Below are 14,848 nucleotides of genomic sequence, written 5' to 3'. Positions count from 1 at the left end.
AAGCCCTCTGGTGCCGGGGAAGTGCCCCAGATGGCCACGCGAGGAGCGGGCTCGAGACCTGGTGATACGGGTCGCGATGTCAGCTGTGGAGTTGTCGGGTGGTGCTGGTGGTCGCTGCTCAGATGCCGGGGAAGACCTCGTCGCTGAGCTCGGAGAACTTCTGCTCCTGCTCCTCGGAGTAGGTCGCCCAGGCGGTCGGGTCCCAGATCTCGATCCGGTTCATCGATCCGATGACGACGCACTCCTTGCGGAGCGAGGCGTACTCCCGCAGTGGTGCCGGGATGTTGATCCGTCCCTGCTTGTCCGGCACCTCCTGGCTGGCGGCGGCGAACAGCATGCGGACGTAGTCACGGGTGTTCTTCTGCGTGACCGGCGCCTCGCGGAGCCGGTCGGTGAGCCTCCCGAAGTCCTCCAGCGACCAGACGGTGAGGCAGCGCTCCTGCCCCCTGGTCACCACGAGTCCCTCCGTCAGCTCGTCCCTGAACTTCGCCGGGAGGAAGAGCCGGCCCTTCTCGTCGAGCTTGGGCGTGTAGGTGCCGAAGAACATCCGGCACCTCCCCTGCTCGGCGGGCAGATCGACCCTGTCCCCCACTTCGCCCCACAGTACTCCACTTCGCTCCACCGTCAACCAGATCGCGCGTGTTTCACGCACGAATTTCGCCCGTCCCGTCGCGCCCGCACGTCCTCGGATCCCCGTGCCGCAACGGCCGGATCCCGCGTGGACAGGCGCGATCCACGCTCAGGACAGGCTTGGTGGAGCGCCGGTGGGAAGGACGGGACCCGGGTGGTGGAGCGAAGTGGGGGACGGCGCGTCGCCCGGGTGGGGGACGTCCCTCGAGGGCAGCAGCGCACGCCCGGCCGGGCGGGTATGTTGCGCGCACCACATACCGTGGTGGAGGAGCACGCACGAGGGGATGGACGACAACGTGACGACTGGGTCTTCCGGGCAGGCGCCCGACCTGGACACCGTGCGGCGGGTCACCGGCGCCGTACGCCAGAACATCGAGCGCGTGATCGCGGGCAAGCCCGACGTCGTCAACGCCGCCCTCGTCGTCCTGCTCGCCGAGGGCCACCTCCTCATCGAGGACGTCCCCGGCGTGGGCAAGACCCAGCTGAGCAAGGCCCTCGCGCGCAGCATCGACTCGACCGTGCGCCGCATCCAGTTCACCCCGGACCTGCTGCCCTCCGACGTCACCGGCGTCTCGGTGTTCAACCAGGACACCCGGGAGTTCGAGTTCCGGCCCGGCGGCGTCTTCGCCAACATCGTCGTCGGCGACGAGATCAACCGCGCGTCGCCCAAGACGCAGTCGGCGCTGCTCGAGTGCATGGAGGAGCGCCAGGTCACCGTCGACAACGCGACCTACCAGCTCGAAAAGCCCTTCATGGTCATCGCCACGCAGAACCCCATCGAGATGGAGGGCACCTACGCCCTCCCGGAGGCGCAGCGCGACCGCTTCATGGCGCGCGTCTCGGTCGGCTACCCGGTCGAGTCCGCGGAGATCGCGATGCTGGAGGGGCACACCGCGCACAACCCGCTCGACGACCTCGAGCCGGTCACCGACGCCGGGGAGATCCGCAAGGTCATCGAGATCGTCGGCCGGGTGCACGTGTCGCCGGCCGTGCAGCGCTACGCCGTGGCCCTCACCACCGCCACCCGCGCCAGCAACGACCTGCACCTCGGTGCCTCACCCCGCGCGACGCTCCACCTCGTGCGGGCCGCCAAGGCCGTCGCCGCCACGCAGGGACGCGACTACGTGCTCCCCGACGACATCCACGGCATCACCTCTCCGGTCCTCGCCCACCGGCTGCTGCCCAACGTGGAGGCGACGATGAGCGGGCGCACCACCGCCGCGATCCTGTCGGGGATCGTCGAGTCGGTGCCGGTGCCCGCGGCGTCCGACTCCACGTCGATCACACGCGGCAGCCGTGCGTGAGGCGCTCGCTGCGCTGACCGTCCGCGGACGGGCGTTCCTGGCCGCCGGCATCACCACCGTCGTGGCCGCGATCGTCGTGGGCCACTCCTCGGTGGTGCGCATCGGCGTCCTCGTGGCGGTGCTGCCGCTGCTCACCGCCTGGTGGGTCGGCCGTTCCCGCTACCGCCTCTCGCTCGTGCGTACGGTCTCCCCCCAGCTCGTGGTCGCCGGTCAGCCCGCCACCGTCGAGCTCACCGTCTCCAACGAGTCCCGCACGCCCACGGGCGTGCTGCTGCTCGAGGAGCGTCTCCCCTACGTGCTGGGCACCCGGCCGCGCTTCGTGCTCGAGGGACTCGGCCACGGGTGGCGTCGGCACGCGACCTACCAGGTGCGCTCGGAGCTGCGCGGCCAGTTCGACATCGGGCCCATGTCGGTGCGCGTGACCGACCCGTTCGGCCTGGTCGAGCTGGGTCGCACCTTCCACGCCACCACCCGGCTGACCGTCACCCCGCGCACCATCTCCCTGCCGAGCATCCCGCTGGGCGGGGCATGGACCGGCTCGGGCGACAACCGCCCCCGCGCCTTCGCGACCGGCAGCGCGGAGGACGTCACCGTCCGCGAGTACCGACGCGGCGACGACCTGCGGCGCGTCCACTGGCGCAGCTCGGCGCGCGTCGGCGAGCTGATGGTGCGCCGCGAGGAGCAGCCGTGGCAGTCGCGCGCGACCGTCTTCCTCGACAACCGGGGCATCGCCCACCGCGGGCAGGGGGCCGCCAGCTCGCTCGAGGGTGCCGTGTCCGCGGCCGCCTCGATCGCCATCCACCTGGCCCACCATGGCTACACCGTCCGGCTGGTCACCGCCTCCGGCGACAGCCGCGAGACCGAGTGGCACTCCCACACCGCCGAGGCCAGCACCATCCCGCTCCTCGAGGCGCTCGCCGTCGTCCAGCTCGACCACTCCCCCGCGCCCGACACGCAGTGGCTGGCCGAGCCCGGCCACGGCGGTCTCACCATCGGGATCTTCGGAGGTCTCGGCGACCCCGACCTGCCGTTCCTCCGTCGCCTGCAGCACCACGCGTCGTCGAGCCTCGCGATCGCCCTCGACGTCGACGCGTGGGCGCCCCACCTGCCGGTCCAGCCCGGTCCCGGCGCGGCCGCCCACCTCACGTCCACCGGGTGGCGCTCGATCACCCTCGGCCCGCGCGACCGCCTCGACACCGCCTGGCAGGAGCTGGGCCTGATGCAGAGCCGGGCCACGGCCTCGTCGGGAGTCGCACGATGAGGTCCACGTGGAGCACGCTCCCGCACCAGCTGCGCATCGCCGGCATCGCTCTGCTGGCCTCGTGGACCACGGTGCTGTCGTGGCGCGTCCTGACCGAGGGCTTCGCCGAGGTCGCCATCCCCCTGCTCCTCATCGGCGTCGTCCTGGCCGGGGCGGGCGCCCTGGCCCGCTGGAACCGCCTCCCGGTCGTCGTGATCATCACCGGTCAGGTGGTCCTCGGCGCACTGCTGGTGCTCGGCACCACGACCGGCTCTCCCATCCCGACCCCGGACAACGTCGACGCCTTCCGGGCCGCGATCGATGACGCGCTCGAGACCTCGCGCAGCTACGCAGCTCCGGTCCAGAACGGCGTACCGCCCGTGCACCCGTTGCTGCTCATCGGCGGGGTGCTGATCGTCCTGCTGGTCGACCTGATCGCCTGCACCCTGCGCCGGGCCCCGGTGGCCGGCCTCGTGCTGCTCGCCGCCTACACGTTGCCCGTCGCGGTCACCGGCGACGCCGTGTCGTGGTGGCTCTTCGCGGTGATCGCCGCCTTCTTCCTCACCCTGGTCTTCATCCAGCACAGCGACCACGTCACCAGCTGGGGACGCGCGCCTGACGGCGAGAAGGGCTCCTTCTCGGTGCGCACCGGCGCCATCGGCAACACCGCGCTGGCCCTCGGCGCGAGCGCGATCGCGCTCGCGGTCGTCGTACCGGCCGCCGTGCCCACGATGAGCATGAGCGTCCTGGACGGCAACGGCCCCGGGACCCGTGAGGTCGAGGTGAAGGACCCCTTGCTCGACCTGGAACGCAACCTGAGCCGCGGCGAGGACGTCCCGATGCTGTGGGTGACCACCTCCGGACCGCGCCCGACCTACATGCGTCTGGCGGTCCTCACCAACTTCACCGGCACCGCGTGGACCCCCGGCGACCGCGAGATCCCGGAGTCGCAGGCAGCGACCGGCTCACTGCCCCCCCTCGACGGGGTGGGCGTCGACGTGTCCCGTCGGCAGTTCAAGTACGACGTCCGTGTGGGGCCGGACCTCGACTCCACCTGGCTGCCCACGGCCGCGCAGACCACGCGGATCGCCGCCGGGTCCGACTGGCGCTACGACCTCAGTACCCGCGACTTCATCGCCGCGCGTGACGGTCTCACCACGGCCGACCTCACCTACGACTTCACCGCCGCCGAGCTGACCTACGACCCGAAGGACATGGACCGGGCCGTCTCCGGTGCCGGATCGGTGGCAGCGACCTTCACCGACGTGCCCAGCAGCCTGAGCAACGAGGTCCGGCGGCTCGCGGCGAGCGTCACCGCCGACGCCCCCACCCGCTTCCAGAAGGCCCAGGTGCTGCAGCAGTGGTTCCGCGAGGACGGCGGGTTCCGCTACGACCAGGCGCAGGCCGCCTCGGCGGGCCGTGGCGACGCCGACCTGCTCGCGTTCCTCGACGAGCGGTCCGGTTACTGCACACAGTTCGCTGCGTCGATGGCGATCATGGCCCGCGTCCTCGGCATCCCGAGCCGGGTCGCGATCGGCTTCCTCGAGCCCGAGAAGTCGACCAGGGGCGCGTGGGAGTTCTCCGCGCACGACTTCCACGCGTGGCCCGAGCTCTACTTCCCCGGCTCGGGCTGGGTGCGCTTCGAGCCCACCCCCCAGTCGCGCGCCAGCCAGCCGCCGGGCTACACGGAGGCCGAGTTCGAGCCGGTCGTCCCGACCCCGACGCCCAGCGCCGGACAACCCGCCGATGAGCTGCCCGACCGCGGCGAGCAGGCCGATGCCGAGGCAGCCGCCGACGACGCGACCGGCTCGTCCATCCCCTGGGTCCCGATCCTCGCCGGCCTGGTCGGCCTCGCCCTGGTGGTCCTGCTGCTGCTGACGCCCCGACTGGTCCGTGCCTCCCGGCGCCGGCGCCGCCTCGACGGCGACGTCGAGGACCTCTGGCTCGAGCTGCGCGACGTGGCCCGCGACCTGGGCCACGCGTGGCCGGAGGGTCGTTCGCCCCGACGGGTCGGCGACTGGCTCGGGCACCTCCTGGCCACCCCCGTCCACGACTCGCGGCCCGACCGTCCGCGCCGCGGACGCGAGCAGGCTCCCGAGGCGGCGCAGGCCCTCGACCGGCTCGTCGCGTCCCTCGAGCGCAGCCGCTACGCCCGCGACCCGGAGACCTTCACCGCCGAGCGCCTGGCCGGCGACCTCGCCCTCGTCGAGGAGTCCCTCACCGCCGGGGTGACGTCACGCGAGGCGCGCCGCGCCGAGTGGTGGCCCGCGTCGGTCGTGGGACGTCGTACGTCCTGGCGCCTGCGCGGCAGGTCCGGCCGGGCCTCGACCACGACCCCCGACCACGAGTCCGCCCGGACGGTCGACGAGCTCGTCGGCTGACGGCCGACGGGCGACGGGCCGAGCGGGCACTTCCTCGCGCTGGGACGGGCAGAGCGGGCACTTCCTCGCGCAAGGCGTCCGCGCGACCGCGAGGACGTGCCCGGTCGGTGGGGTTGGGGCGCGGCGAAGTGCCCGGTCGGTGGGGTTGTGGCGCGGAGTGCACACGCACGAACGCCCGGTCCGAGGACCGGGCGGTGGGGTGCGATCAGGGGTGCGACAGGAGTTGCGGTCAGAAGCCGCGTTCGCGGCGGCGGCGCCACCGCTCCTCCATGCGCTCCATGAACGGGCTGCCGGAGCGCTGCCGGCGAGGCCGGTGCGGCCGGCCGCCGTCGACGACACCGAACCCGGTGCGGCCGGAGGCACGCACCTTGGGCGTCGCGTGACCCGGGCTGCGCGCCGACGTGAGGGCCAGGATCGCGCCGACGAGCATGACCACGAAGCCGAGGACACCGACGATCGTCTGGAGCACGGCGGTGAGGTCGAGGAGCACGGCGACGATCAGGAGACCGATGCCGACGAGGAGGATCGCCCCGCCCAGGATCATCCGGCGACGCGCGGCGCGCTGGAACGACGTGCCGCGAAGCGTGGAGGCGAGCTTGGGGTCTTCTTCGACGAGGGCGCGCTCCATCTGCTCGAGCATTCGCAGTTCTTCCTCGGAGAGCTCCACGGTTCCTCCTCACCTTCTGGTGCAAGTCTAGGCACCCGCCCCCACCTACGGTAGGCGTCCCCGGAAAATTCCACCCCGACGCAGGGGCTGTTCGTCACACGAGGCTCGCCGGTCGCACGGCCGCGGCCCCGAACCGTCGCGTCGCGCGGTCCACCGCACGGTCGGCCTCGGCCCACCCGTGCGTGGGCTCCCCCAGCACGAGCTGGCGGTGCACCGTCGCTCGCGGCACCAGCCCCTCCACCCGTACGCCGACCAGCCGCACGCGCGCGCGTTGCAGCCCCAGGGCGTCGTAGAGGTGGGTCACCGCGCGGTGCACCTCGACGGTCACGTCGGTGGCCTCGGGCATCGTGCGCGAGCGGGTGATCGTGGTGAAGTCGGCGAAGCGGACCTTCAGGGTGAGGGTGCGCCCGGCCACCCCGGCCGCCCGCATGCGCCCGGTGACCCGGGCGGAGAGCCGCAGCAGCTCGCGGACGATGACGTCGCGGTCGTCGGTGTCACGCGCGAAGGTCTCGTCGGCTCCCATCGACCGCTCCGGTTCGTGCGGGCCGGCGGTCGGCGAGAGGTCGCGTCGGTCGGTGCCCCACGCGAGGTGGTGGAGGTGACGACCGAGGTGGTCGCCGAGGGCTCGCTGGAGGGTCTGCAGCGGGGTGTGGGCGACGTCGCCCACGGTGAGCAGGCCGAAGCGGTGCAGGAGTACCTGCGTCTTCTCCCCCACGCCGTAGAGCTCGCCGACGTCGAGCGGGTGCAGGAAGGAGGTGACCTCGGACGGGGGCACCACGACCACGCCGTCGGGCTTGGCCCGCCTGCTCGCGACCTTGGCGACCGACACCGACGCGGCGACGCCGACGGAGCACGTGATGCCCTGCTCGTCGTGGATGGTCGCCCGGAGCCGCTCGGCGATCTCGCCGGGGGTGCCGAGTCGCCGCGTGGCGCCCCGCACGTCGAGGAACGCCTCGTCGAGCGACATCGCCTCCACCACCGGGGTGACGTCGCGGAACGTCTCCATCACCGACGCCGAGACGCTCGTGAACGTGGAGTAGTCGGGCGCGAGCACCACGACGTGCGGGCACAGCCGCCGGGCTCGGGTCATCGGGAGGGCCGACCTGATGCCGTAGCGGCGGGCGACGTAGTTGGCGGCCAGCACGACACCGCGTCCGCTCCCGCCCACCACGACGGGCTGGTCGACCAGGTCGGGGCGCTCCCGGAGCGCGACGGAGGCGTAGAACGCGTCCATGTCGACGTGCAGCAACGGGGTGTCGGTCATCGCCGACCCCCGCGGGGGCGACGGTCAGCGGCGCGCGACGACGTGGAGCTGGGCAGCGAGGGGGAGGTACTCCGGGCGCGTGGCCACGGCCTTCTCGAGCTCGACCAGCGCCGCGGTCGCGCCCGGCTCGAGGTCGAGGAGGCTGCCCGGGACGAGGTCGGCGAAGACGCGGACGGCGTGGACCGACTCGGGGCTGAGGCCGGCCCCGACGAGGAGGTCGACGATCTCGTCGTGGGTGAAGCGACGGCCGCTGCGCCCGGCCGGACCGGGCGAGCCGCCTTCCGGTCGGTGGGGTACGTCGTCGAGCAGCTCGCGCGCGGCCTGGAAGTGACCGGCCATGGCTCGCGCCACCACGGCAGCATGTCGCTGGGCCACGAGCAGGCTGAGGTGTCCGCCGGGACGCAGCACGCCGGCGATCGAGGCGAGGGACGCGGCGGGGTCCTCGACCATCTCGAGCACGCCGTGGCAGAGGACGAGGTCGGCCTCGTCGACCAGGTCGGACAGGTCGGACAGGTCGCCCTGCTGGCCGGTGACGCGGTCGGCGACGCCGCGCTCACGAGCACGCCGGTCGAGCGAGGCGAGGGCGTCGGGGCTCGGGTCGATGACCTGCACGGTGTGTCCGAGCTCGGCCAGCGGGACGGCGAAGCCGCCGGTGCCGCCGCCGATGTCGACGATGCGGGCCTGGTGACCGTCGGCGGCTGCTGCGTCGAGGAGGCGGCGCACGCCGTCCCAAGCCACGCCGGTGCGGACGGACTGGCGTCGCTCGCTGGCAGAGGAGCTCGCGGTCGGCTGGGCCATGGGCGCCACCCTAGTGGCTCGTCGGCCGGCGTCCTCGTCGAGCCGCGGGCGTGGAGGGTCGGTGCGGTGGCGGCGTTCATCCCGGGCTCCCGGGGCTGCGGTGCCACAGGGCACGGGACGGCGGTCGGTCGGTCGGGTGGGTCGGGTCGGTCGCGAGCTTGCGGCCGACGTCGCGGGGCGAGTCGCCGGCGGGGTCGACGTCGGCGTAGGGCGAGAGCCGGAAGCCGCTGGAGTGGACGAGGACGCGCCTCGTCGAGGGCTCGTCCGGTCCCGTCGCGTCCGGCTCGGGCCGCCGCGAGAGCTCGGCGCGCACCCGCTCGAGGGCCTCGTCGGTGGTGCGGGCACCCTGCCAGAGGGCGTGCAACCCGGGCAGCTCCCAGGCTCCGGTCGCGCGCAGGGAGACGCCCCGGCGACCGGTACGCCGGAGCTCGCCGCGCACCAGGAGCAGCCAGGACGAGAACACGGTCGCGGCGTAGGGGCCCTGGGCGTCGTCGAAGAACGTCGCGTCGACCGGGCCGGTGCCGTCGTCGAGCGTCAGGAACACGACCCGCCGCCCGGACCTGATCGGCGGCGTCTGGGTCGCGACCTTCACCCCGGCCACGAGCAGCTCGGCGCGACTGCGCCGACGCAGCAGGTCACGGCTGCGGGTCACCTCGAGTGCCTCGAGGAGCGAGGCGTAGGGGGTGATCGCGTGCTGGCTCACGTCGAGGCCGAGGATCTCCAGCTCGGCGCGCATCCGCTCGAGCCTGGTCATCTCCGGCAGGCCGGTCGGTCGCTCCCCCGGTCGCCCCGGTTCGTCTCCCAGCGCGAGTGTGAGCTGAACCGACTCGGCGTCGACGACCGGCCGCGCGGCGCGCGACTGCGCGGAGGCGCGGGCCCAGACGCCGGCGTCGGCCAGCGCGTGCCGCTCCGTCGACGCCGACCCGGCCCGCACCGCGGGGTCGGTGCTGTTGCGGGCCGCCGCTTCGGTCGCGGCGGCGAGCGCCGGCGGGGTGGCGTTCCGGCTGGCCTGCCCGCGACCACGCGCCCGCGAGGCCCGGTCGAGCAGGCGGGCGTGCAGGTCGAGCTCGGCGACCTGCAGCAGCAGGTCGCGTCGCGTCACCCGGCCGCGCCGGTCCACCGCCTGCTCCCCGGTCGAGATGCCGTAGACGTCGTCGAAACCACCGGCCAGCACCAACCGCTCCAGCGTCGGTCGCGAGACCCGGGCGCGGTGGAAGAAGTCGGACAGCGACGCGTAGCGGCCCCCCTGGCGTGCCTCGACGATGCGGGCGACCTCCGCCGCGCTGATCCCCTTGACGTCGGACAGCGAGAGCCGGATCGAGTACCCGGAAGGGTCGACAGGTTCGACGACGTAGGTCGACGCGCTGGCGTTGACGTCGAGCCCGCGCACGCCGACCCCGACCTGGCGGGCGTCGTCGAGGATGAGGCGCTTGGGGTACATGCCCGGGTCGTGGGTCAGGACCCCGGCAAGGAAGTGCGCCGGCCAGTGGGCCTTGAGCCAGGCCGACTGGTAGGTCGGCAGCGCGAACGCGGCGGCATGGGCCTTGCAGAACCCGAAGGAGGCGAAGGCCTCCAGCACCGCCCAGATGCGCTTCACCAGCAGAGGCTCGTAGCCCTGGGCCAGCGCGCGTGGGAAGAACCACGCCCGGGTGGCCGCCATCGCGTCGCGGCTCCCGACGGCACGGCGCTTCTCGTCGGCCTCGGCGTAGGAGACGCCACCGAACCGGGCGATCATCTCGATCACCTGCTCGTGGAAGACGACGACGCCGCGGGTGCCCTCGAGGATCGGGCGCAGGTCGTCGTGGAGGTAGTGGACGTCACGCCACCCGTGCTTGGCCTCGAGGTAGGGGGTGATCATGTCGCTCTTGACCGGTCCGGGACGGAAGAGGGAGATGTCGGTGATGATGTCGTCGAAGGTCTCGATGCCGGACTTGCCGACGAGCTCACGCTGGCCCGGCGACTCGATCTGGAAGACGCCCAGCGTCCGGGCGCTGCTGATGAGGTCGTAGGTCGTGGCGTCGTCGAAGGGCACCTGGGCCTCGTCGTCGAGGTCGACCTGCACCCCGTCGACGCGACGCACCTCCGCGATGGCGTGGGCCATCGCGGACTGCATCCTGATGCCGAGCACGTCGAGCTTGAGCAGGCCGAGCTCCTCGACGTCGTCCTTGTCGAACTGGCTCATCGGAAAGCCTGCGTGGGATGCCTCGACGGGTGTGCGGTCGAGCAGGGTCAGGTCGGACAGCAGCACGCCGCAGGGATGCATCGCGATGTGCCGGGGCAGCCCGTCGAGCCGCTCGACCAGGCCGAAGAACCGGTCGAGCCCGCCGTCGCCGAGCCCGCTGGCCCGCAGCTCGGGCAGGTCGCGCAGCGCGGAGCGGGCATCGCGCGCCCGCACGTGGGGGAACGCCTTGGCGATCGCGTCGACCTCGCCCGGCGGCATGCCGAGGGCGGCGCCGACATCACGGACGGCGTGGCGGACGCGGTAGGTGTCCATCATCGAGACGGTGACGCACCGCTCGCCGCCGAAGCGGTCGAGGATCGCGCGGTAGACCTCCTCGCGCCGCGCCGACTCCACGTCGACGTCGATGTCGGGCAGCGACGCGCGCAGCGGCGAGAGGAACCGCTCCATCAACAGACCGTGGCGGATCGGGTCGACCCCCGAGATGCCGAGCAGGTAGTTGACGATGCTGCCGGCGCCGGACCCCCGCGCGGCACGACGGATGCCCATGTCGCCGATCAGGTCGGTGACGTCAGCCACGGTGAGGAAGTAGGACGCGTAGCCCAGGGTGCGGATGGTCTCGAGCTCGTCGTCGAGCCGCTTCCAGACCCGCATCATCGGGCCCGTGCCGTACCGCCAGCCGATCGCCGCCTCGCACCGGGCCCGCAGCACCGCGTCGGCGGTGCGGTGGGAGGACGCGTCGGCCAGGTCGAGCTCGGGGAAGTGCACCTCGCCGATGCCCAGGTCGGCGCGGGGGTCGAGGGCGCACCGGTCGGCCACCGTCCTCGTGCGCGCGAGCAGCCGCCTCGCCTCCCGCTCGCTGTCGCCCAGCCCGGCGAGCCGGCAGATCTCGTCGGCCACCTCGTGCATCTGCTTGCCGGACTTGAGGAACCCCTCGGCGTTGCCGCGAGCGCCGTCCGGGCCGACGTCGCGGAGCCCGGCCGAGCCGAGCGGCACCAGGCGCCTGGCGGCATCGAGGACGTCGACGGTCGGCGCGTCGAGGCGGTCGGCGTAGCGGACCGCGTTGGTGAGAACGGTGGTCAGGCCGGCGCGACGGGCGAGGCCGGTCAAGCGGGCAGCGTGCGCCGAGGTCCCCGGGCCCCAGTCGCCCCCGCGACCGCCGAGCCGGTGGGACACCAGCTCGACGACGAGGTGGTGTCGCGGCACCACCTCGAGCCACGGCGCGAGCGCGACCGGAGCCAGGTCGTCGCGCCGCCGGGTCGCGACGGCCCCGAGCTCGGAGGACGGTCCGAGCAGCACCAGCACGTCACCGCCGGCGAGGTGCGGCGCCAGCAGGTCGAGCGTGCCGACCGGACGCCCGCGCTCGCCGGACAGGTGGACCGCGGACACCATCCGGCACAGCGCCGCCCACCCGGACCTGCCGAGGGCGAGGAAGGTGACGCGTGCGCTGCCGCCCAGCTGCACCGACACGTCGCGGGCGACCCCGCCCCGCACCGGCGTACGACGACGTGGCGCGGGCCCCGCGATGCTCCCGCCCATCCTCCCGCCCGCAGCCGCACCCATGGTCGGGGCGACCGCGAGGTCGACGCCGAGCACCGGTCGGACGCCGGCGCGGCGAGCGGCGCGCACGAACTTCACCGCACCGTAGGTGCCGTCACGGTCGGTGAGGGCCAGCGTGTCCATGCCGTGCTCGGCCGCCCGCTCGACGAGGGCGTCGGGGTGGGAGGCGCCGTATCGCAGGGAGAACCCGGAGGCGACGTGGAGGTGGACGAACGGGTCGGGCGACACCTGCACCCAGCCCCTCAGGCGACGCTGGCGTGCGGGACCAGGCCGAGCGCCTGCTCGACCACGGCCAGGAAGCGGTCCGCGTCGCGCACGAGGTCGTCGGCCTCCCGCTCGGTCACGGCCCTCGTCGACCCGGCCTCGGCGGCCGCGCGCTTGGCGGCCCCGGCGGCGAAGAAGCTCGCCCACTCCGACAGCTCGGGAGCCACCTCGGCGAGGAGCACCCAGGCGTTCTTCTGCCGGCGACCCCGCGGCGCCGGTCGGGCCCGGGCCGCGAGCAGCGCGGCGGCCGCGCAGAGGGCGGCCACGTGGGCACAGGCGTAGCGGGTCGGCACGTCACGGGCGGTGATCGCGTCGCGCAACGAGGTCGCCGAGCGCGCGAGGTAGGAGTGGGCGCTGGCCGGCAGCAGGTGCGGTCCGGGGACGGGCACGGGCCCTCGACGGGAGCTGGGTGAGGTCATGACCATGCCCCTCAGTCCAGGCACCCGACGAGCTGCCAGCGCCCGTCGGTCCAGTCGAAGGAGAGGTCGAAGACGCCGTAGGACGACGGGTCGCTCGCCTGCCGTCCTCCGGGCATGCCCCGGCCGGCCTCCACCCGCCACAGCTCGCGCTCGGCGACGAGGTCGGCGACCGCACCGGAGTCGCCCTGCCACCACGGGCCCGTCTCCACCCAGTGCGCGACCACGGCACGCACCTTCCACAACCGGCCCCGCCACAGGAACTGGTCGGGGTCCTGCGCCTCGCCTCGCCGCACCTCGACGGGGTCGTCGTACTGCCTCATCGCGCCTCCTCGCACAGTCGTCGACCCCGGGGCCGACCCGGGTGACGGTGGGGGTCGAGGTCACCGCCACCCGGATCGCATCGAACACGTGTTCGAACACCCAGAACGGTACTCCCCCCCACCGACAGGCCGTCAAGACCCGCGCGCCGGCTGGGGAGGACCCGACCGTCAGGACCCTGACGGCGACGTGCGCTGGCGCCTCAGGTGCGACGCAGGTAGGCGCTGGTCTCGCGCCGCCAGAGGAAGAACGAGAGCACCAGGCCCTCGACGATGACCAGCGCGGAGAGCACCACGAAGATGGTCGGCAGGTGGGCGTCGAGGCACACCACGCCGACCAGCACGCCGACCCCGGCCGTGGCCGTGAGGACGGGACGGGTCCAGCCGTGCCCGCCGACGAAGAACGAGCCCAGCACGAGGACCAGCAGGGCGAAGCCGACGAACGCGACCACCGACAGGGCGACGAAGCCGGGGACGATGGGGCTCTCGCGCAGCTGCTCGATCCCGCCCTGGGCGAGGATCTCCTGCGCCGACGGGTTGCCCTCGGCCCACCCGAGGATCACCTCGTCGCGCATCAGCCAGGTCAGCAGCGTGATCACCCCCGACGTGGCGACGATCAGCCCCAGCACTCGCATGCTGTTGACCACGGATCCCGGCAGGTCGCGCGCCATCCAAACTCCCCTGAGGCTCGTCGTCGTTGGTCGCTAGGCTCGCATCATGTCGTCCGAGCATGCATCGATCACCTCATTTCGAGGCGACCTCACCCGACGCGGCGGCGCCGGTGACGTGGTCATCCTGCCCGACAGCGCCCACACGGCAGCACTCGCCGCGGCGGCGTTGGGGTGCGAGGTCGGCGCCATCGCCAACAGCCTGCTCTTCGACGGCGACGGCGAGCCCGTCCTGATCCTCACCTCGGGCGCCCACCGGGTCGACACGGCGGCCGTGGCCGCGCGCATCGGAGTCGCCCGGCTGCGGCGGGCCGACCCCGACTTCGTCCGTCAGCACACCGGGCAGGTGATCGGGGGCGTCTCCCCCATCGACCACCCGGCGCCGATCCGCACGTGGATCGACCCGTGGCTGCGCAGGCACGAGGTCGTGTGGGCGGCGGCCGGCCACCCCGCCGCGGTGTTCTCGACGTCCTACGACGAGCTGGTGGCGATGACCGGCGCGGTCGAGGTCGAGGTGGAGTGATGGAGGGCCGCTGATGGACGCCCTGGCCATGACCTTCTCCAGCGGGTGGGCGAGCGGCATCAACGCCTACCTCGTGGTGCTCGTGCTGGGCATCGCGGACCGGGTCGGGTCGGTCGCCGAGATCCCCGACGTGCTGGGCCGGTGGGACGTCCTGGCCGCTGCCGGCTTCATGTTCGCGATGGAGTTCGTCGCCGACAAGATCCCCTACATCGACTCGACCTGGGACGCGATCTCCACCGCCGTCCGGCCCACCGCGGGCGCGGTGATCGGCGTCCTGCTCGCCGGCGACGCCTCCTCCCTCGAGCAGGCCGTGCTCGGCGTGGTGGGCGGCGGGACCGCCCTGCTGAGCCACCTCGCCAAGGCGGGCGGTCGGCTGGCCATCAACTCCTCGCCGGAGCCGGTGACCAACGTCGCGGCGAGCCTCACCGAGGACGCGCTCGTGCTCGGGGTGGTGTGGTTCTCCCTCGAGCACCCGCAGGCGGCCGCAGCGATCGCCGGCGTGCTGCTCGTGGTCGGCCTCGTCCTGCTGCTCGTCCTGGGCCGGTTGGCGCGCCGCGGCTGGCGTCGGTGGAAGAAGCGTGACTGGAAGGAGCAGGAGCCCGTCCGCGACGTCTCCTAGGTGGCGCCTAGGGTT

General features: G+C 73.2%; 13 protein-coding genes. 5 read left to right on the top strand and 8 right to left on the bottom strand.

Annotated features, from left to right (window positions below; translation table 11 throughout):
- Positions 1-118: 118 nt before the first annotated feature.
- On the bottom strand, positions 119-547 hold the full coding sequence (gene mraZ / locus HOO61_RS14030) for a division/cell wall cluster transcriptional repressor MraZ (RefSeq protein WP_056607086.1): 429 nt from the start codon (positions 545-547) through the stop codon (positions 119-121).
- A 379-nt stretch (positions 548-926) separates the two neighbouring features.
- On the opposite strand from mraZ, the gene HOO61_RS14025 reads away from it, so the two are divergent.
- The 3 genes from HOO61_RS14025 to HOO61_RS14015 are packed head-to-tail and all read left to right on the top strand — an operon-like array spanning position 927 to position 5,555.
- On the top strand, positions 927-1,934 hold the full coding sequence (locus HOO61_RS14025; RefSeq protein ID WP_367650177.1) for an AAA family ATPase: 1,008 nt from the start codon (positions 927-929) through the stop codon (positions 1,932-1,934).
- A complete protein-coding gene (locus HOO61_RS14020; RefSeq protein WP_172259389.1) occupies positions 1,927-3,195 on the top strand; it encodes a DUF58 domain-containing protein in 1,269 nt (422 codons plus the stop codon). The genes HOO61_RS14025 and HOO61_RS14020 overlap by 8 nt, the downstream gene beginning before the upstream one ends.
- The gene (locus tag HOO61_RS14015; protein ID WP_172259387.1) at positions 3,192-5,555 is read left to right on the top strand and encodes a DUF3488 and transglutaminase-like domain-containing protein; all 2,364 of its coding nucleotides are present in this window, start codon (positions 3,192-3,194) and stop codon (positions 5,553-5,555) included. Before HOO61_RS14020 ends, HOO61_RS14015 begins: the two co-directional genes overlap by 4 nt.
- 229 nt (positions 5,556-5,784) lie before the next feature.
- On the opposite strand, the gene HOO61_RS14010 is transcribed toward HOO61_RS14015, so the two are convergent.
- The 7 genes from HOO61_RS14010 to HOO61_RS13980 all read right to left on the bottom strand — a co-directional run bounded on the left by HOO61_RS14010 (position 5,785) and on the right by HOO61_RS13980 (position 13,694).
- Entirely contained in the window at positions 5,785-6,222 is a 438-nt protein-coding gene (locus HOO61_RS14010) for a DUF3040 domain-containing protein (RefSeq protein WP_172259385.1), read from the bottom strand.
- 94 nt (positions 6,223-6,316) lie between these two features.
- Complete coding sequence (dinB, locus tag HOO61_RS14005; RefSeq protein WP_172259383.1) at positions 6,317-7,486, bottom strand: DNA polymerase IV; 1,170 nt, start codon at positions 7,484-7,486, stop codon at positions 6,317-6,319.
- Positions 7,487-7,510: 24 nt separating this feature from the next.
- Positions 7,511-8,284: a methyltransferase domain-containing protein gene (locus HOO61_RS14000; RefSeq protein WP_172259381.1), complete on the bottom strand. Its 774-nt coding sequence runs from the start codon at positions 8,282-8,284 to the stop codon at positions 7,511-7,513.
- Between the two features lie 76 nt (positions 8,285-8,360).
- A complete protein-coding gene (locus tag HOO61_RS13995; RefSeq protein WP_216658899.1) occupies positions 8,361-12,257 on the bottom strand; it encodes a DNA polymerase III subunit alpha in 3,897 nt (1,298 codons plus the stop codon).
- Positions 12,258-12,265: 8 nt separating this feature from the next.
- Entirely contained in the window at positions 12,266-12,706 is a 441-nt protein-coding gene (locus HOO61_RS13990; protein ID WP_172259379.1) for an SAV_6107 family HEPN domain-containing protein, read from the bottom strand.
- A gap of 11 nt (positions 12,707-12,717) precedes the next feature.
- Positions 12,718-13,026, bottom strand: coding sequence for a DUF6504 family protein (locus HOO61_RS13985; RefSeq protein ID WP_172259377.1), 309 nt, complete (start codon positions 13,024-13,026; stop codon positions 12,718-12,720).
- A 200-nt stretch (positions 13,027-13,226) separates the two neighbouring features.
- A complete protein-coding gene (locus tag HOO61_RS13980) occupies positions 13,227-13,694 on the bottom strand; it encodes a hypothetical protein (RefSeq protein WP_172259375.1) in 468 nt (155 codons plus the stop codon).
- A 46-nt stretch (positions 13,695-13,740) separates the two neighbouring features.
- Between HOO61_RS13980 and HOO61_RS13975 the strand changes: the two genes are divergently transcribed.
- Positions 13,741-14,214: a YbaK/EbsC family protein gene (locus tag HOO61_RS13975; protein ID WP_172259373.1), complete on the top strand. Its 474-nt coding sequence runs from the start codon at positions 13,741-13,743 to the stop codon at positions 14,212-14,214.
- A 13-nt stretch (positions 14,215-14,227) separates the two neighbouring features.
- Positions 14,228-14,833 (top strand): DUF4126 domain-containing protein, encoded by a 606-nt coding sequence (locus HOO61_RS13970; RefSeq protein WP_172259371.1) that lies wholly within the window; start codon positions 14,228-14,230, stop codon positions 14,831-14,833.
- Positions 14,834-14,848: the final 15 nt, after the last annotated feature.

The organism is Nocardioides sp. zg-1230 (genome assembly GCF_013155335.1).
GTDB lineage: Bacteria > Actinomycetota > Actinomycetes > Propionibacteriales > Nocardioidaceae > Nocardioides.
The sequence above is the reverse complement of the archived record's forward strand: the minus strand, read 5'-3'. Positions and strand labels throughout refer to the sequence as shown.